A 17596-nucleotide genomic window follows, 5' to 3' on the forward strand; every position below is an offset into this window, starting at 1 on the left:
CTCGGGTGTTAGTCCAGCGACCCCTGTGAGAAGAAATGCTTCCGGATCCGCTGCACCAGTTCGTTGAAGACAGGATCGGACATCGTCTCGAGCGAGCGCGGCCGTGGCATCGGCACGTCGTAGATCGCGGCGATCGCGCCGGGCCGCTCGGTCATCACGAGCACGCGGTCGGCGAGGAACACGGCTTCCGGGATCGAGTGCGTGATCAACAGGACCGTCTTGCCGGTCTCGCGCTGGATCCGCATCAATTCGACATTCATCCGCTCGCGCGTCATGGCGTCGAGCGCGCCGAACGGCTCGTCCATCAGCATGATCTTGGGGTCGTGCACCAGGGCGCGACAGATCGAGGCGCGCTGCTGCATGCCGCCGGAAAGCTGCCAAGGCAGCTTCTTCTCGAAACCTTCGAGGCCGACCAGCTTCAGCAGATCCTTGGCGCGCGCGAGATACTTGTCCCGCGGCAGCTGCTTCATGTCGATCGGCAACATCACGTTGGAGAGGATGTTGCGCCACGGCAGCAGCAGCGCGTTCTGGAACACGATGCCGACACTGCCGTGCGGCCTGGTCACCGGCTCGCCGTCGACCAGCACCTTGCCTGTCGTCGGCGGCAGCAGGCCCGAGATCATCTTGAGCAGCGTGGACTTGCCGCAGCCGGAGGGCCCGACCACGACGAAGAACTCGCCGTCATTGATGGTGAAATCGAGCGGCCGCAGCGACGGCACATCGCCGTCGCGCGAGCGGTAAGTCTTCGAGACGCCGGACAGTTTGATGCCCGGCGTGGCACCCGCCGCGCGGTCCGACACCAGGCGCAGATGCGCGGCGGGCTGGACATCGGCTGCTTTGGTTGCAGGATTCATTCTGCCGAATCCACTGGGATGTAGAATGCTGTCATTCCGGGATTGTCCGAAGGACCAGACCCGGAATCTCGAGATTCCGGGTTCGATGCTTTGCATCGCCCCGGAATGACGGTGTTTGTTGCGCTCACGAGTCACCCTTCGGCAGATAGTCGTTGGTGTAGAACGCCTTCGGATTTGCCTTGGCCTTGGCGTCGAGGCCGCCATACTCGACCATCAAATTGACCGACTCGGTCATGTTCTGGTCGGTGACCTGGAACGGCCGCTTGGTCCTGGTCTCCGGCGTACGATAGAGCGGGATCGTCAGCTCGAAGCCTTGCGTCAACGTGTCGATCTTGCCGCCCTTCGGGTTGGCGTCGAGGATCGACTGCACAGCCGCCTTGGGGTCCTTCTCCGCGGCTTCCACCGCCTTTGTCGTCGCCGACATGAAGCGGCGGACCAGGTCGGCATTGGCCTTCACATAGTCGGAGTTCGCGATGATGCCCGACGACACCATGTTGATGCCGTAGTCGGCGAACTTGATCGGATAGACGTCCTTGCCGGTGGCGTCCTTGATCTTCATCGACTGGTCCATGACGTAGCCGAGCAGCAGGTCGGCCTGGCCGTTGATCACGGCGTTGAGCTTGGTCTGGCCGTCGCCGGCGACGGTGTTGAAATCGCTTTCCTTCAGACCGGTCTTCTTCAGGAACAGCGGCCAGATCTGCGTCATCGAATCCGCCGGCGTGATCGCGACCGTCTTGCCCTTGATGTCCTCCGGCTTCCTGATGTTCTTGTCGGCAAGGCTCATCGCCGACATCGGGCTGGTCTGCAGCAGCACGCCGGTGGCAATCACCGGCGCACCCTTCACGGCCGCGCGCATCATCGTCGGCACGTCGACATAGCCGAAATCGGCGGTCTTGGCGGCCACCGCCTGCGTGGTCGCGGCCGAGCCGCGGCCTTCCTGGATCTCGAGGTCGATGCCCTCAGTGGCATAGATGCCCTTGGCCTTGCCGTAATAGAACGGCGCGTGCTCGCCGTAGACGTACCAGTTCAGCATCAGCACGACCTTGTCGGCCGCAGATGCAGGGGCCACCGCAAGCGCGGTCCAGGCCAGTGCGGCAATGACAGCAGTGATCAATCGCATCACGTTCTCTCCCTGTTTTTCGTCATTGCGAGGAGCGAGAGCGACGAAGCAATCCATTTCTCAGCTTGTGGCGCGATGGATTGCTTCGCTTCGCTCGCAATGACGGTTTCCCTTTTCGTTAGGTGGCTCTGCGATATCCCTAGGAAGCAAAAATGATGTCATCGCGCTGGCTGACGTGCCAGGGAATCACCAGCCGCTCGATGCGGTCGACGATCCAGAACAGGATGACGCCGAGCAGCGCGAGGATCACCAGCGCGGCGAACATCGTCGGCAGGTCGAAGGTGCCGATCGAGCGCTGCATCACATAGCCGATGCCGGAATTGGAGCCGACGAACTCGCCGACGACGGCGCCGACTACGGCGAGCGTCACCGAGACTTTCAGGCCGGAAAAGATCGCGGGCATCGCGTGCGGCAGGTTGACCGCGCGGAACACCTGGAAGCGGCTGCCCTGCATCGCGTGCGCCAGATCGACCATATCAGGGTCGACCGACTTGAAGCCCTGCACCGCCGAGACCACCACGGGGAAGAAGCCGAGCAGGAACGCGGAGATCACCTTGGGAATGATGCCGAAGCCGAACCACACCACGAACAGCGGCGCGATCGCAATCTTCGGCACGGACTGCGAGAACACCAGCAGCGGATAGACGTAGCTCTCGACCGTCTTCGAACCCGCGATCAGCATCGCGACGGGAATGCCGAACAGCGCCGAGAGCAGAAAGCCGCAAATCGTTGCATAGGTGGTCGGCCAGGACTGCCGCAACAGCTCCGGCCAGTCGCTCCACAGCACCGCGACGACGTCGCCGGGCGAGGGAATTTGGTAGGCCGGAATATGGAACAAGCGGATCGCAAGGTCCCAGGCCGCCACGATGACGACCAAAAACAGGAACGGACGTACCCACGCCGCATTCAGCACCTTCGACAGGCCCGAAGGGCTCTTTGCCTCCGCCACGTCACGCTCCCTTTGCAGTCTCTCTCTCTCTTCGTTCAGAAATTAACCCGTTGGATAAATACTGTCCAGCCCCAAGCGCGCGGCAAAATCGCGCCGAAATACGCTACTTTCGTCAGGCGAGAATTTTTGTCGGATGAGACTTCGTAGCTGTGTAGCCCGGATGAAGCGCAGCGAAATCCGGGACCGGACTATCCGGGACTGAGCTGTCCCGGATTGCGCTCCGCTCCATCCGGGCTACGGGCATCAGTAATGAGCGCGAACGTGCGCCTCACACCACGCGGTGCTCGGCCGCGCGCAGCACCGGCATCGCGCCGCCGAACGCCGCCGTGGATTTGCCGGTCAGCGCCGCCAGCACCAGCGCGATCATGTGCTCGAGGCGCTCGTCGCGGGCGTCCTTCTTCAAGAGGTCGCGGCCGAAGATCACGCTCAGCGTGGCGCTGTTGGATAGATAGAAGAACGCCAGCCCGGCGATCGAGATGTAGAGCTGCACCGGATCGACCGCAACGCGGAAATCGCCGCTCTCGACCCCGCGCGTCACCACGGTACGGATCATCTCGACAAAGGGCGAGTGCATCGACTTGACCTTGGTCGAACGCTTCAGGTGTTTTGCCTTGGCGAGGTTTTCGGTGTTCAGCAGTGCCAGGAACTCGGGATTGCGCAGAAAATAGTTCCAGGTGAAGTCGATCAGACGCCCGATCGCCTCGGGCGGATCGAGATGCTCGAGATCGAGGGTGCGCTCCTCGGCGCGGATCTTCTCATAGGCGCCTTCCAGCACCTCGAGATAGAGATCCTCCTTGTTGCCGACGTGGTAGTACAGCATGCGCTTGTTGGCGTCGGCGTTGGCCGCGATGCGGTCGACCCGCGCGCCGGCGAGGCCATGGGCGGCGAATTCCTGCTTGGCCGCCTCGAGAATCCGCAGCCGCATCCCCTGGGGGTCGCGCTGCCATCTCTGTATTCGCTTTGCCTTGGCCAAATCGATCGCCCGTGATGCTGAATTGATGAATGTAGCATGACGAACGACGTTTGAGAACGAATGTTGTCGTGACGGCCATGCGGGAATATTTCTCGCAGACGCGGCATGCAGCGTCCTCCCTGCCATTCCCGGATGCACGCTGTCGTGACGACGCGCGCATGAAACGCGGCCTAGTCCGGCTTTCCTTGTGAAGGCTGCACCAGAAGCGTCGGCACACCGCATGTGCTGTTGCGCACCGTCATCACGCGCGTGCCGGGCTTGCGGCCAGTGCGGACCTCGGAGACGTCGACGCCAGCGGCGATCAGCCGCGCACGTGCGGCGTCGATATCGGTGACGCGCCAGCAGATGCCGCGCAGCCGGTCCGGCGCATCCGTCTCCGCCTTGTTGTTTTCCTTGCCCGGCCGGTGCGTGACCTCGACCACGAGGTCGCCGCAGCGGAAGAACATCAGCCGGCCCCACTCCGGATGCGACCGGTCGAGCGCCATGTCGAGCCCGAGCCGCGCGCCATAGAGCGCGGCGGCGCGTTCCGGGTCGGCGGTCGAAACCACCACATGATCCATCGCGGTGATCGATGCGGTCGTAGTACGCACCGACAACGGCCGCTCCTGCTCGCGTTCCAGGAAGAACATGCGCACGCCGCGCGTCGCATCGGTCGCGGCCCGCGTGCGCTTCCACGACAGCACGGCTCCACTGGTGTCGTCGCGGCTCTCCACCTCCGCGACGGGTTCGGGCTTCAGCGTCAGCCGGTCGAGCCGGCGGTGTGTCCTGGCGATGTCGCTGGTGCGGAAGCAGAGGCTCGCAAGCCCCTCACCTTGCGTAACGATCGCGCTGCGGATGCGCTGGGCTGCGTCATCGTCGCCGAGCGGCGCCACCAATTCCAGCGTGGTGTTGTCGAGCGTGAACAGTGTGCGGTCCGCGCCGCCGCCACTGTAGCGCCAGGAAGGCGTCCGCGCGAACAGCGTCTCGTAGGCGGCGCCGGCAGCAGCGATGTCGCTGGTCAAGACGACGACGTGATCGAGACCGGTAATCATGGCTGCAACCTCCCCGAATCTGCCGTCATTGTGTTTCTCCCTTAACCCAACCCGGAACCACGGACTGCCGCCGGCCGTTATGCCGCATGCCAGAACGGCCCGGCGCAGCCATCATCTCTACCTGTAAACCAGGCAGGGTTGCGAATATTTTCAGCGATATCGGCCGATCAGCAATGCTAGTCTGGAACCGCCGGCCGGGACCACACCAAGCCACGACGGAAAGCGAATGCAGGCCCTCTTCATCGGACAGACCTATATCGACGTCACCTTCATCACAGATCACATGCCTGTTGGCGACGAAAAGCACGTCGCCGACGCCTATGCGGTGTCGTTCGGCGGCAACGCGGTGACCGCAGCATTCTGCTGCGCCAAGCTCGGCGTCCCGCCGGACCTGATCGCCACCATGGCCAATGACTGGCTCGGACGGATGTTCTGGGACATGGCCGACAGGTACGGCATCTCGTTCCACCCCCGCAAGGTCAACTCCTCCTCGCTGTCCTTCATCATGCCGAACGACGGCAAGCGCGCCATCGTCCGCTGCCGCGACGACCAGCACATCCACCCCTTTCCGCTGCTGAACATCAAGGGCTGCCGCGCGCTGCACATCGACGGCCACCAGCCGGACGCCGCGATCCATTATGCGAAGCTGTGCCGCGAGGATGGCATCCTGACCTCGCTCGACGGCGGCGGCCTGCGCACCAACACCCACGAGTTGCTCGCATTCATCGACATTGCGATCGTCGCCGAACGCCTGTGCGAGCAGATGGACAAGACGCCGGAGCAGATGCTCGACTATCTCAAGAGCCGCGGCTGCAAGGTCGGCGGCGTCACCATGGGCGAGCGCGGCCTGCTCTGGTATGACGAGGCCGGCACAGTGCGCACGCTGCCGGCCTTCCCGATCCCGCGCGCGCGCGTGATCGATACCAACGGCGCCGGCGACGTCTTCCACGGCGCCTACATCTACTCCTACCTGTCAAACCCGAGCAAAGGCTGGCATGAGCACTTCAAGTTCGCGCGCGCAGCCTCGACCTTCAAGATCCAGAAGCTCGGCAACGAGGCCGGCCTGCCGACGCTGGCGGATATCGCGGCGGTCAAGCAGGAGTTTCGCGCCGAGGCTTGATAGAGGTGAATGGGGCTAGGCCATGGGGCGCGTCTTCGTCGCCGGCAGCATCAATATGGACGTGGTGGCGACCGCCGAGCGCCATCCGCGGATCGGCGAGACCGTGGCCGGCGAGGCCGTGCTCTATTTTCCCGGCGGCAAGGGCACCAACCAGGCGGTGGCTTCGGCCAAGCTCGGCATACCGACCACGCTGATCGGCCGGCTCGGCACCGATGCATTCGGCAAGGAGCTGCGAACGTTCCTTGCCGCGCAAGGCGTCGATCTCACCTTCGTCAAGGACACCGACGGCACGCATTCAGGCACGGCGATCATCACGCTAGCCAACGCCGACAACACGATCGTCGTCGTGCCGGGCGCCAACGGGCTGGTCGAGGCCGATGATGTCGCGGCCCCCGTCCTCGCGAGGGGTGACGTCGCGGTCAGCCAGTTCGAGATCCCGCTGCCGGCGATCGCTGCCTTCTTCCGACGCGCCCGCGCCGTCGGCGCCACCACGATCCTCAATCCGGCACCGGCAAAACAGGCCGACAAGGCTCTGCTCGATCTCGTCGACATCCTCGTTCTGAACGAGACCGAACTCGGCTACCTGACCGGCACGGGGCTGCGCGACAGCGACACGCCGGAGCGCTTCTCCGAGGCGGCCCGGGCGTTGGGGCAAGGCAGGATCGTCTGCGTCACGCTCGGAAAGCGCGGCGTGCTGGCGCTGGTCGACAACCAGCCGCTGCTCGTGCCGGGACGCGAGGTCAAGGCCGTCGACACCACAGGCGCCGGCGATTGCTTCGTCGGCGCCCTCGCCTCACAGCTTGCCATCGGCAAGCCGCTCGGCGATGCCCTGGCGTACGCCAACGCCGCCGCCTCGATTTGCGTGCAACGGATGGGAGCCGCGCCGTCGATGCCGACGGCGGATGAGGTGGCCGCGGTTCTTTCCACGCGTCGTCCCGGCGAAGGCCGGGACCCATAACCACCGGCCACAGTTTGGGGGCACACGCGTGGCAACTGCGTTCGTCTCCGCCAACGACTGCCGCGGAGTATGGGTCCCGGCTTTCGCCGGGACGACGCTTGCTTATATTTGCGCCAGCGCACTCTTCAGGTCGAAGCTCGCATCCGCCGCCTGCTCCGGCGTGATCGAGCCGCCGGCGCCGAGCAGCCTGCGGCCGAACATGTGATCGCCGGCGCGGTTGACCGACTCGATGCCGAGCAGCTTGTCGCCGCGATAGCAGAACGCCGAGAACGCGCCCTGCGCGCGGTCGCCGCGCACCACGACGCGGTCGTAGCCGGTGGTGAGACCGGCCATCTGCAGCTTGTCGGGGCCCTGGTCGCTCCAGAACCACGGCAGACCGTCATAGACCTCGGTCTTGCCGGTCAGCCGCGACGCCACGCAGCGCGCATGGTCGGTCGCATTCTGCACCGACTCCAGCCGCAGCGACCCGCCAAAGCGTTTGCTGGTGTAGAGCGCGCAATCGCCGATCGCGGAGACATTCGGATCGGCGGTCAACAGATGCTCGTCGACGATGATGCCGGATGCCACCGGCAGCCCGGCCTCCGCCGCAAGCTCGACATTCGGCAGCACGCCGACGCCGACCACGACGAGATCGGCCGGGATATGCGTGCCGTTGCTCAGGCTGACACCGGTAACCTTGCCGCCATCGGCCTCGATCGCCGTGACCTGCACCCCGAGGTGAATCCGTATGCCGGCGGCGCTGTGCCGGGATTGCGAGAACTCGGAAATCTCCGCGGTCACCGCCCGCGCCATCACACGGGAGGCGAGCTCGACCACGTCGACCTCGAGGCCCTTGGCCCGCGCGGTGGCGGCGAATTCGAGCCCGATGAAGCCCGCACCGATCACCACGACGCGCATGCCGGGCGCGATCAAGTCGCGCAGCGCCTGGCTCTCATCCAGGATGCGCAGGTAGCGGACTGCGTCGAGCTTGGCGTTGGGGATATCGAGCAGCCGGTTCCGCGCACCGGTCGCGAACACCAGATGGCCGTAGTCGAGCGATGTGCCGGAGGCGAGCGTCACCTTCCGCGCATTGCGGTCGATCGCATGGGCGCGATCGGTGATCAGCTCGATCTTGTTGTCCTGGTAGAACTTGTCGGGCCGGAACATCAGGGTCTCGGGCCCGCCGGTCCCCTTCAGATAGGCCTTCGACAGCGGCGGCCGCTGATACGGCAAATGGCCTTCGTCATTGATCAGGGCGATGCGCTCGGCAAAGCCGGCCTGGCGCAGCGACGCCGCGAGCTGGAAGCCGGCGTGTCCGGCGCCGACGATGATGACCGAGCCTGTCATCGGAACAACCCAAATACGCGCGAGCAGGAGCGACCCATGCCGTTTCCTCTTGTCGATGTTAGCTTGCTTGCCCCGTCCCCACAGCGCTCGTGTCTGCGTACCGAAGGCGCGTGCCATTTGGCCTCATGGCTCGCACCGATGCAAGGGGGTCCCAGGCGATTCTGGGCGCACCCGCGGCCCCCGGGCGCCGGGCCGGATTGCCACGGCTCCCGCCAAGGCCTTAAATGTCCGGAACCAACTAGCCCAAGGTCTTCAATATGCCAGCACCCGCCCCCTCCGCCAACGATCCCGCCTTGCTCCGTATCGACGGCGCCATCGCGACCATCACGCTGAACCGGCCGGCCGCGTTCAACGCGATCGACATGACGATCGCCAAGAAGCTCGAGCAGCTTAGCGCCGAGGTCGAAGCCAACAAGGACGTTCGCGTGCTGGTCATCGAGGGCGAAGGCCGCGCCTTCTGCGCCGGCGGCGATCTGCAGACCATCGGCGCAGCGACCGAAGCCAACAATGTCGCCCCCGTGGTCGGCGAGATGCTTCACCACTACCATGCCTTCATCGAGACGGTCCGGCGGATGCCGAAGATCGTTCTATCCAGCGTGCATGGTTCGGCGGCCGGCGCCGGCATGGGCCTCGCGTTCGTGACCGACCTGTGTATCGCCGCAGAGGATGCCCGCTTCACGCCCGCCTATGCCAAGATCGGCGTGTCGCCGGATGGCGGCAGCACGGTCGGCATCGTCGGCACGGTCGGTACCCGCCGCGCGCTGCAGATTTTCCTGGCCGAGGATGGGTTCACCGCGCAGCAAGCCTATGAATGGGGTCTCGTCGTCAAGACCGTCCCCGCGGCCGAGCTGAAGGCGGCGACGCGGCAGCTCGCCGAGCGTCTGGCGCAAAATCCGCCCGCCGCGATCGCGGGGACCAAATCACTGGTCTATCAGGCCGCCACCACGCCGACCAAGCAGCAGCTCGACGCCGAGGAACACAAGATCATCACGGCGATGCATACCGATGATTTCCGCGTCGCCGTGAAGAAGTTCACCAGCAAGTCGAAGTAGAGGTTTGGCTAGTTCGGGCAAATGTACCCCGTGCCGCCGGGTGCCTTGAAGCAGCCGACCGATTCCGGGATCACCTGCTTGGGCAGCCACAGCACGACCTTCGGAAAATAGATCGTGAAGCAGATCGTGACCAGGAACACGACATAGATCGGCAACGCCGCCCGCAACGCTTTTGCAAAACTGATGCCGACGAATTTCGAGGCCATCAGCAGCACGAGCCCGTAGGGCGGCGTGATCAGGCCGAATGCCAGCGTTGCGATCAGCACCACGCCCATATGCACGCCGTTGATGTCGCCGGCCTGGGTCAAGGCGTTGACCAGCGGCATGAAGATGATGATGGTCGGCACCGGCTCGATGAAGTCGCCGACCACGGTGAACAACAGCACCATCAAGAGCATGATGAGGTGCGGATCGTTACCGGCGATCGAGGTGATCCAGTCGGCGATGTAGATCGCGCCGCGCAGATAGGCCAGCATCCAGCCGAACGCGTTCGCCGCGCCGATCGTGATCAGCGGCAGCGAGAAGATCAGGCCCGCCAGACAGAAATCGTACGGGATCTTCTTCAGGTGCCCGCGGTTCAGCGCCGGAATCACCACGACGATGATGTAGGCGACCGCGACGACGCCGGCCTCGGTCGGCGTGAACCAGCCGGTCAGGATGCCGCCCAGCAAAATCACCGGGATCATCATCGGTAGCGCCGCGTCACCGGCGGCGAACGCAACCTGGCGCAGCGGCGCGCGCGGCTTGCGCAGGCCCGAGGGACCGAAGAAGTAGCAGTAGATCATCAGCCCGAAGCCGATCATCAGCCCGGGGACCACACCGGCCATGAACAGCCCGGCGATCGAGACATTGCCGACCGCGCCATAGACCACCGCCGTGATGCTCGGCGGCACCAGCGCTGCGATCGTCGACGCCGAGGCGATGATCGCGGCGATGAAGGCCGGCTCATACCCTTCCCGCCGCATCGGCCCGCCGAGCGCCCGGCTCATGACCGCGACATCAGCGGTGGTCGAGCCCGACATCTCCGAGAAGAACATGCTGAAGACGACGACGACCTGCGACAGCCCGCCCCTGATATGGCCGACCAGCGAGACCGACAGATTGGCGATGCGGACCACGACATTTGCCGAGCTCATGAGCTCGCCGACCAGCAGGAAGAACGGGATCGCAAGCAGCGCTTCGGAATCGACGCCGTCGAAGATCTTCTGGATGATCGCCGCCAGCGAGACGTCTGATAGCACTGCGCCGACGAACACGCCGGCCAGCAGCGAGAACGGCACGGGCACGCCGAGATAGCCGAAGAACAGGAAGCAGAACGACATCAGCGCAAGCACGACCGGTGCGCTCACGGCTGCACTCCCGTCGTCGCGCGGGTATCGATCGCAGGAATCGGAAGGTCGTCATCCGGCGGCTCCGGATGGTCGAAGCCATTGCGGATCCCGTTGACGAGCTGCTCGACCGTGAACAGGCCGATCAGGATGCCAGACAGCGGGATCACCGCATAGAGCGAGGCGATCGGCGTACCCGACGGCAGGCGGAAGCTGCCGAAGCCTCGCAGGTAATTTTGATAGCCGTACCAGACCAGGCAGAAGGCGACGCCCAGCACCACCAGACGGATGACGATCTCGACGAACAGCCGCGACCTGCCACGCATCGCTTCGGAGATCGCGGTGAGATAGAGATGATCATTGCGGCGTGTCGCGACCGCGGCCCCGATGAAGATCGCGTAGATGAACAGCGTCGAGGTCACCTCCTGCAGCCACAGCCAGGGATGACCGATGGTGCGGGTGACGATATCGGCGGTCACCGAGAGCGAGAAGCCGAAGCACAGCAAGCCGCACAGCATCATCAGGATCAGCTCGAGCCGGTCGAGCGCCCGCCATTTCAGATGCCGCTGCCGTTGCAGCACCAGTGTGTCGGCGATGGCCATGCTCGCGCTCCCCGTCGACCCGGGCTAGTTGATCGCGCGGATCAAATTCTTGATCTTCTCCGCATGCGGCCCGAGGTCCTTGGCGAGCTTGTCGAGATAGGGATCGGCGATCGCGGTAAAGCTCTTCTTGTCCACATCCTCGACCACCTTGACGCCGAACGATTTCAGTTTCGCAGCCGCGTTCTTCTCCAATTCGAACGCCTTCGCCGGCTCCTTGGCGCTGACCTCGGCGGCCGCCGTCGTCACCCAGGTCTTCTGCTCGGCTGAGAGGCTCTGCCACAGCTTGTCGCTGACGAACAGCAGCGCATTGTTGGCCTCGTGCTCGGTCATCGAGAGCACCGGCGCGACTTCGTAGTGCTTATTGACGAGGTAAACGTTCACGCTGTTTTCCGCCGCATCGACGACGCCGGTCTGCAATGACGTGTACACGCTGCCGAACGGCATATGGACGGTTTGCGCCGCGTAAGCCGGGAAGATCGTGTCTTCCGTGGCCGTCGCCTGAACGCGAATCTTTACACCCTTGAGGTCGCTGACGTTGTGGATTTCCTTCCTCGCATAGATGCTTCTCACACCTTGGCTGCCCGTCGCGATGACATGAAGGCCTTGCGACGTGTCGTCGATCATAGCCTTGATCGCATCGACCACCTTCTGATCGGCTAGCGCCTTGACCACGTGGTTGGCGTCGCGGAACAGGAAGTGCAGCGACATCACACCGGCCTGCGGCGAGATGGTTGCAGTGTTCGCCGACGAGATGATGGCGAATTCAATGTCTCCGGATTTCACAAGCTGCAGCAGCTGCGGCTCCTGGCCGAGCTGCGCACCGGGATACTGGTCGACGATCATGGTCCCCTTGCTCAATTCCTTGAGCTTGGCGGAGAACATGTCGTAGGCGACGCTATAACCGGTATTGAGCTGCTGATCGTGCGCGAAGCGGAAGTGCTTTACCTCCTGCGCGCCGGCGCCCGCGGACAGCAGCAGCGCTGCCGCGGCCATGGCAATCCCGACGATCCTGGCTGAATAGCCCATCGCAACGTTCCCCCTGTTCTTGATTGAGGGGATCATCCCACCAGTCGCGCGGGATTGTCAATAAAACAGGAGAAACGAGCCGCCTGCGGGTATCATTGAGTGCCGCAACGCAGAAATTATCGACAATTCGACCGCCGGGCCGAACGACACCGGCGACTTGCTACTTGCCCTTGGCGCGCATGAAGTCGAAATCGCAGCCTTCGTCGGCCTGCAGGATGGTGTCGTTGAAGAGATGCGCGTAGCCGCGCTTGGCCCAGTCGGGCGTACCGGCCGGCGCGAGCGCGTCGCGGCGCTTCTGCAATTCGGCTTCGTCGACCAAAAGATCGATGCTGCGCTTGGCGACATCGAGCCGGATCATGTCGCCGTTCCGCACCAGCCCGAGCGGACCGCCGACGGCGGATTCCGGCGTGATGTGCAGCACGATGGTGCCGAACGCGGTGCCGCTCATCCGCGCATCGGAGATGCGGACCATGTCCTTCACGCCGGCGCGCGCGAGTTTCTTCGGGATCGGCAGGTAACCCGCCTCCGGCATGCCCGGCGCGCCCTTCGGGCCGGCATTGCGCAACACCAGCACGTCGTCGGCGGTCACATCGAGCGCGGGATCGTCGACCCGCAGCGTCATGTCCTCGACCGATTCGAACACCACGGCGCGGCCGGTGTGCTGCAATAGTTTCGGGCTCGCCGCCGACTGCTTGATCACGGCGCCGCGCGGCGCGAGATTGCCGTGCAGGATCGCCATCGCGCCTTCGGATTTGATCGGGTTCGCCTTGGAGCGGATCGCATCCTGCCCCGGCACATCCTCGGCATTGGCGACGACCTCGCGCAAGGTCTGGCCGGTGATGGTCTTGGCATCGAGATCGATGAGGTCGCCGAGCTGCGCCATCAGCTTCGGCACGCCACCGGCGTGATGGAAATGCTCCATGTAGTGTTCGCCCGACGGCTTGAGGTCGACCAGCACGGGGACCTCGCGGCCGAGCTTGTCGAACGCCTCGAGGTCGATCTTGTGCGGCGAGCGGTTGGCGATCGCCGTGAGGTGGATCAGCCCGTTGGTCGAGCCGCCGATCGCCTGCATGACGACCTGGGCGTTGCGGAACGAGGATGGCGTCAGGATCTCGCTCGGCTTCGGTCCCTTGGTCTTCGCCATCTCGGCGGCGATGCGGCCGCTGGCCTCGGCGGAACGGAAGCGTTCGGCATGGGGCGCCGGGATCGTCGCGCTCATCGGCAGCGACAGGCCGAGCGCCTCGGTGATGCAGGCCATGGTGGAGGCAGTGCCCATCACCATGCAGGTGCCGACCGAGGGCGCGAGGCGGCCGTTCACCGCCTCGATCTCGTTGTCGTCGATCTCGCCGGCGCGATACTTGCCCCACAGCCGGCGGCAGTCCGTGCAGGCGCCGAGCACCTCGCCCTTGTGATGGCCGACGACCATGGGCCCGACCGGAATCACCACCGTCGGCAGATCGGCGCTGATCGCAGCCATGATCTGCGCCGGCAAGGTCTTGTCGCAACCGCCGATCACGATCACCGCATCCATCGGCTGGGCGCGGATCATTTCCTCGGTATCCATCGCCATCAGGTTGCGCAGATACATCGAGGTCGGGTGCGCAAAGCTCTCCGCGATCGAGATGGTCGGGAACACGAACGGCATCGCGCCCGACAGCATCACGCCGCGCTTCACGGCCTCGATGATGTCAGGCACGTTGCCGTGGCAGGGATTGTAGTCGCTGTAGGTGTTGGTGATGCCGACGATCGGGCGATTGAGCGCATCGTCAGAATAGCCCATCGCCTTGATGAACGCCTTGCGCAGGAACAGCGAGAAGCCGGCGTCACCATAGCTTGTCAGTCCCTTGCGAAGTCCGTCGGCCATTTTCTTCTCGTCCCGTGGTTGTTCGGCCGCACTTAAGGAGCGGCAGGAATTATTGTCAATATGAGATAATCCGGTCGCGGCTTGTGGCTGGTCTGCGGCAAAATCGCCCCCATTATTGACAATAACCGTGGCGCTATGCTGACCTCAGGCACCGATCCAAAGCCGAGAGCGCATGACAGCCGAGCCCACATTGCCCGAACTCCAGGCCCCCTCGCGCGAGGAGGAACAGGCGGAGGTGATCCGCCGGCTGGAGGAGGACATCATCTTCGGCCGCTTCGCACCCGGTTTGCGGCTGGTCGAGGATAACCTGATGCAGCGCTATGGCGCGAGCCGGCATTTCGTCCGCCAGGCGCTGTTCCAGCTCGAGCGCCAGGGCATCGTGCTGCGCGAGAAGAATGTCGGCGCTACGGTACGGTTCTATTCGGCCGAGGAAGTGCGGCAGATCTATGAGGTGCGCGAGATGTTGACGCGCCAGGCCGCGCTGATGATCGCCCTGCCCGCGCCGCAAAGCCTGATCGACCAGTTGAGCGAACTGCAACGGCACTACTGCATCAAGGCCGAGGCGCAGGACATGCGCGGCATTCACGAGACCAACGATGCATTCCACCTCGCGCTGTTCTCCGCCTGTGGCAATCCTTACCTCGTCCGCTCATTGCAGGACTACATGAACCTGACACTGCCGATGCGCGCCAAGAATCTCGCCGACAGCGAGGGCCTCGCATTGTCGCGCCGCCAGCACGAATTGATGATCGAGCTCTTGAAGGGCCGCGACAGCTGGGCGCTGGCGCAGCTTTGCGTCGATCACATGCAGTACAGCAAGGCGGATTATCTCGTCCGCATCTCCAACGACAAAAAGCCGCAATAGCGCGATACGCGGCCTCCTCGTGAAGGAGACCGCGATGCGCTATGTGGCTATATTCCTTGGATCGCTGGCCGTGCAGCTTGCGCTTGGCGGCGTTGGCGAAGCGGCCGATCCGCGCGCGACGCAGCTCACCTACGAGCCCTGGACCAAGACGTGCCTGACAGAGGCGAGCTGCTTCGTCGGCGCAGCCGCGCGCGGTCGGTGCTCGCCATCGGGCGGCACACTCAGCGTCTCGCCGCAGAGCAGCAAGCGCGCGATCGTGAGCGCCAATGTCGGAACGCGGACCATGCTGGAAGGCACGATCAGCCTCCGCATCGATCAGGACGAGCCGATCCAGATCGCGAGGCCGCATTGCTACACGCTCGGCTGCGGCGGCACGCTCGAGGCCGACGGCGAAATGATCGAGCGGCTGAAGCACGCGCAGACGATCGCTGTCGAAGCCAAGAACCTCACCGGGCAGACCATAAGCCTCGCCTTTCCCCTCACGCACTTCGCCGAGACCTTTGACGGGCCCGGCAGCCCGCCCAAGACATCCGGGCAAGGTTCGAAGGAGGCGCAGCAGCACACCGAATCCGTGAAGCAACTGCCGCAATGCGAGGATTGATCACTTCTTCCAGTCGATCACCCTCTCCTTGTCGCCGTCGAACTCCATGCTGCAGAACGCGCCGCCCTGGTAATAGTCGCCGACCGGATCCGGCGGCAGCTTGGCCTGCTCGGCCATCGCGTGCTCGCGGAAATCTTCAGCCCTTCCGGTCGGACGATAGCCGAGATCGTAGGCGCGGTGATTGTCCCACCACGAGCGCTCATTGTAGGACGCGCCGTACAGCACCTCGAAATGGATGTCGGGATGCTCGAGCCCGATGCGGCAGAGCTGGACGAGGTCTTCCGGCTTGAGCCAGATCGAGAGCCTGCGGTGGTCGAGCGGCGCCTCACCGAAATTGCCGATCCGGAGGCACGTGACCTTGATGCCGTGCTTGTCGGCATAGAGCGCGCCGACGCCTTCGCCGAACACCTTGCTCACACCATAACGACTATCCGGCCGCGCGGTGACGTCGGTGCCGATGCGGTGATGACGCGGATAGAACCCGACCGCGTGATTGGACGAGGCGAAGATCACGCGCTTGACGCCCTTTTTGCGCGCCGCCTCGAACAGATTGTAGCAGCCGATGATGTTGGACTGCAGGATCGCGTCCCAGGGTCCTTCGACCGAATAGCCGCCGAAATGCAGGATGCCGTCGACGCCCTCGCAGATCGCCTCGACCTGCGCAAGGTCGGCGAGATCGGCCGCCTTGAACTTTTCGTTGCTGCCGAGATCGGAGGGCTGCTTGATATCGCTCAGCAGGAGATCCGGATAGATCGGCGGCAACAGCTTGCGCAGGCTCGTTCCGATTCCCCCCGATGCGCCGGTCATCAATATGCGTGGCATGCCGTCCCTCTTCTTTCCTGATTGCTGCGATCGAATTGCGGTCGCAGGCCGACAATGATAGCAAACCAGGCGCTCAAGGAAACACCATCGAAACACAACAACGAGAACAGCAAATGTCCGATGTTCATTCCGCCGGCTGGCGTCCCGCGACCTGCTATCCCGATCCCGCGATCCGCACGCTCGATCCGCGCTTCGAGAAATACTGGCTGAAACTCTCCGCCGTCGAACGCATCGCCACCGGCCTACGCTGGGCCGAGGGTCCGGTGTGGTTCGGCGACGGCCGCTATCTGTTGTGCAGCGACATCCCGAACCAGCGCATCCTCAAATGGGAGGAAGAGACCGGCGCGGTCAGCATCTTCCGCAAGCCGTCGAACTTCGCCAACGGCAACACCCGCGATCGCCAGGGCCGGCTGATCACCTGCGAGCATGGCGGCCGCCGCGTGGTGCGCACCGAATATGATGGATCGATTACGATGCTGATCGATTCCTTCGGCGGCAAGCGGCTGAACTCGCCAAACGACGTCGTGGTGAAATCCGACGGCTCGATCTGGTTCACCGATCCGATCTTCGGCCTGCTCGGCAACTACGAAGGCTACAAGGCCGATCCCGAGATCGAGCCCAACGTCTACCGGCTCGATCCCGCAACCCGCGAGTCCACCATCGTCGCCGAGGGCGTGCTGGGACCGAACGGGCTGTGCTTCTCGCCGGACGAGAAGATCCTCTACGTCGTGGAATCCCGCGGCGAGCCGAACCGCAAGATCCTCGCCTATGACGTCGCAGCCGACGGCAAGACGATCTCCAACAAGCGCGTCTTCATCGACGCCGGCCCGGGCACGCCCGACGGCATGCGCTGCGACATCGACGGCAATCTGTGGTGCGGCTGGGGCATGGGTGATCCCGAACTCGACGGCGTCGTCGTGTTCGCGCCCGACGGCGTCATGATCGGCCGCATCGCGCTGCCGGAGCGGTGCGCCAACCTCTGCTTCGGCGGCGTCAAGCGCAACCGCCTGTTCATGGCGGCGAGCCAGTCGATCTATGCGCTCTACGTCAACACCCAAGGCGCGCTCGGCGGCTAGCCCGGCCGTCATTGCGAGGAGCGAAGCGA

Annotated in this window: 17 protein-coding genes; 6 read left to right on the forward strand and 11 right to left on the reverse strand. The window is 64.1% G+C overall.

Going from position 1 to position 17596, the window contains the following annotated elements:
• Positions 1-8: 8 nt before the first annotated feature.
• The 5 genes from ACVIYL_RS40850 to ACVIYL_RS40870 form a co-directional block, all read right to left on the reverse strand.
• A complete protein-coding gene (locus ACVIYL_RS40850; RefSeq protein ID WP_456781252.1) occupies positions 9-854 on the reverse strand; it encodes an ABC transporter ATP-binding protein in 846 nt (281 codons plus the stop codon).
• A 124-nt stretch (positions 855-978) separates the two neighbouring features.
• Positions 979-1977: an ABC transporter substrate-binding protein gene (locus ACVIYL_RS40855; RefSeq protein ID WP_456781253.1), complete on the reverse strand. Its 999-nt coding sequence runs from the start codon at positions 1975-1977 to the stop codon at positions 979-981.
• 136 nt (positions 1978-2113) lie between these two features.
• Entirely contained in the window at positions 2114-2923 is an 810-nt protein-coding gene (locus tag ACVIYL_RS40860) for an ABC transporter permease (protein ID WP_456781254.1), read from the reverse strand.
• A 268-nt stretch (positions 2924-3191) separates the two neighbouring features.
• Positions 3192-3848 carry a TetR/AcrR family transcriptional regulator gene (locus ACVIYL_RS40865; RefSeq protein WP_375166778.1) on the reverse strand — a complete coding sequence of 219 codons (657 nt, stop codon included), beginning with the start codon at positions 3846-3848 and terminating at the stop codon, positions 3192-3194.
• A 218-nt stretch (positions 3849-4066) separates the two neighbouring features.
• Positions 4067-4927, reverse strand: coding sequence for a VOC family protein (locus tag ACVIYL_RS40870; RefSeq protein ID WP_456781255.1), 861 nt, complete (start codon positions 4925-4927; stop codon positions 4067-4069).
• A 226-nt stretch (positions 4928-5153) separates the two neighbouring features.
• Here ACVIYL_RS40870 and ACVIYL_RS40875 point away from each other — a divergent pair, with 226 nt between their 5' ends.
• Positions 5154-6047: a sugar kinase gene (locus ACVIYL_RS40875; RefSeq protein WP_018270479.1), complete on the forward strand. Its 894-nt coding sequence runs from the start codon at positions 5154-5156 to the stop codon at positions 6045-6047.
• A gap of 22 nt (positions 6048-6069) precedes the next feature.
• Complete coding sequence (locus ACVIYL_RS40880; RefSeq protein WP_456781256.1) at positions 6070-7005, forward strand: ribokinase; 936 nt, start codon at positions 6070-6072, stop codon at positions 7003-7005.
• 102 nt (positions 7006-7107) lie between these two features.
• On the opposite strand, the gene ACVIYL_RS40885 is transcribed toward ACVIYL_RS40880, so the two are convergent.
• Positions 7108-8331, reverse strand: a complete 1224-nt coding sequence (locus tag ACVIYL_RS40885; RefSeq protein WP_456781257.1) for an NAD(P)/FAD-dependent oxidoreductase — start codon at positions 8329-8331, stop codon at positions 7108-7110.
• Positions 8332-8588: 257 nt separating this feature from the next.
• Here ACVIYL_RS40885 and ACVIYL_RS40890 point away from each other — a divergent pair, with 257 nt between their 5' ends.
• On the forward strand, positions 8589-9383 hold the full coding sequence (locus ACVIYL_RS40890; RefSeq protein WP_028338833.1) for an enoyl-CoA hydratase/isomerase family protein: 795 nt from the start codon (positions 8589-8591) through the stop codon (positions 9381-9383).
• An 8-nt stretch (positions 9384-9391) separates the two neighbouring features.
• Here ACVIYL_RS40890 and ACVIYL_RS40895 read toward each other — a convergent pair whose 3' ends face one another.
• The 4 genes from ACVIYL_RS40895 to ACVIYL_RS40910 all read right to left on the reverse strand — a co-directional run bounded on the left by ACVIYL_RS40895 (position 9392) and on the right by ACVIYL_RS40910 (position 14203).
• A complete protein-coding gene (locus tag ACVIYL_RS40895) occupies positions 9392-10732 on the reverse strand; it encodes a TRAP transporter large permease (protein ID WP_456781258.1) in 1341 nt (446 codons plus the stop codon).
• Positions 10729-11313, reverse strand: coding sequence for a TRAP transporter small permease (locus tag ACVIYL_RS40900; RefSeq protein WP_456781259.1), 585 nt, complete (start codon positions 11311-11313; stop codon positions 10729-10731). The genes ACVIYL_RS40895 and ACVIYL_RS40900 overlap by 4 nt, the downstream gene beginning before the upstream one ends.
• Positions 11314-11337: 24 nt before the next feature.
• The gene (locus ACVIYL_RS40905) at positions 11338-12339 is read right to left on the reverse strand and encodes a TRAP transporter substrate-binding protein (protein WP_456781260.1); all 1002 of its coding nucleotides are present in this window, start codon (positions 12337-12339) and stop codon (positions 11338-11340) included.
• A 160-nt stretch (positions 12340-12499) separates the two neighbouring features.
• The gene (locus ACVIYL_RS40910) at positions 12500-14203 is read right to left on the reverse strand and encodes an IlvD/Edd family dehydratase (protein ID WP_225160776.1); all 1704 of its coding nucleotides are present in this window, start codon (positions 14201-14203) and stop codon (positions 12500-12502) included.
• Between the two features lie 172 nt (positions 14204-14375).
• Here ACVIYL_RS40910 and ACVIYL_RS40915 point away from each other — a divergent pair, with 172 nt between their 5' ends.
• On the forward strand, positions 14376-15068 hold the full coding sequence (locus tag ACVIYL_RS40915) for a GntR family transcriptional regulator (protein WP_057017495.1): 693 nt from the start codon (positions 14376-14378) through the stop codon (positions 15066-15068).
• 34 nt (positions 15069-15102) lie between these two features.
• Positions 15103-15669 (forward strand): invasion associated locus B family protein, encoded by a 567-nt coding sequence (locus tag ACVIYL_RS40920; protein WP_253609691.1) that lies wholly within the window; start codon positions 15103-15105, stop codon positions 15667-15669.
• Here the strand turns inward: ACVIYL_RS40920 and ACVIYL_RS40925 are convergent, their stop codons facing one another.
• Complete coding sequence (locus ACVIYL_RS40925; protein ID WP_050384739.1) at positions 15670-16491, reverse strand: NAD-dependent epimerase/dehydratase family protein; 822 nt, start codon at positions 16489-16491, stop codon at positions 15670-15672.
• Positions 16492-16604: 113 nt separating this feature from the next.
• Here ACVIYL_RS40925 and ACVIYL_RS40930 point away from each other — a divergent pair, with 113 nt between their 5' ends.
• Complete coding sequence (locus tag ACVIYL_RS40930; RefSeq protein ID WP_456781261.1) at positions 16605-17567, forward strand: SMP-30/gluconolactonase/LRE family protein; 963 nt, start codon at positions 16605-16607, stop codon at positions 17565-17567.
• The last annotated feature ends 29 nt before the right edge of the window (positions 17568-17596 follow it).

Source organism: Bradyrhizobium sp. USDA 3315, from assembly GCF_054056795.1.

Coding starts and splice junctions, on each gene's coding strand:
- ACVIYL_RS40850 (WP_456781252.1), bottom strand. CDS start 854: ATGAATCCTGCAACCAAAGCAGCCGATGTCCAGCCCGCCGCGCATCTG.
- ACVIYL_RS40865 (WP_375166778.1), bottom strand. CDS start 3,848: ATGCGGCTGCGGATTCTCGAGGCGGCCAAGCAGGAATTCGCCGCCCAT.
- ACVIYL_RS40870 (WP_456781255.1), bottom strand. CDS start 4,927: ATGATTACCGGTCTCGATCACGTCGTCGTCTTGACCAGCGACATCGCT.
- ACVIYL_RS40875 (WP_018270479.1), top strand. CDS start 5,154: ATGCAGGCCCTCTTCATCGGACAGACCTATATCGACGTCACCTTCATC.
- ACVIYL_RS40880 (WP_456781256.1), top strand. CDS start 6,070: ATGGGGCGCGTCTTCGTCGCCGGCAGCATCAATATGGACGTGGTGGCG.
- ACVIYL_RS40885 (WP_456781257.1), bottom strand. CDS start 8,331: ATGACAGGCTCGGTCATCATCGTCGGCGCCGGACACGCCGGCTTCCAG.
- ACVIYL_RS40890 (WP_028338833.1), top strand. CDS start 8,589: ATGCCAGCACCCGCCCCCTCCGCCAACGATCCCGCCTTGCTCCGTATC.
- ACVIYL_RS40900 (WP_456781259.1), bottom strand. CDS start 11,313: ATGGCCATCGCCGACACACTGGTGCTGCAACGGCAGCGGCATCTGAAA.
- ACVIYL_RS40905 (WP_456781260.1), bottom strand. CDS start 12,339: ATGGGCTATTCAGCCAGGATCGTCGGGATTGCCATGGCCGCGGCAGCG.
- ACVIYL_RS40910 (WP_225160776.1), bottom strand. CDS start 14,203: ATGGCCGACGGACTTCGCAAGGGACTGACAAGCTATGGTGACGCCGGC.
- ACVIYL_RS40915 (WP_057017495.1), top strand. CDS start 14,376: ATGACAGCCGAGCCCACATTGCCCGAACTCCAGGCCCCCTCGCGCGAG.
- ACVIYL_RS40920 (WP_253609691.1), top strand. CDS start 15,103: ATGCGCTATGTGGCTATATTCCTTGGATCGCTGGCCGTGCAGCTTGCG.
- ACVIYL_RS40925 (WP_050384739.1), bottom strand. CDS start 16,491: ATGCCACGCATATTGATGACCGGCGCATCGGGGGGAATCGGAACGAGC.
- ACVIYL_RS40930 (WP_456781261.1), top strand. CDS start 16,605: ATGTCCGATGTTCATTCCGCCGGCTGGCGTCCCGCGACCTGCTATCCC.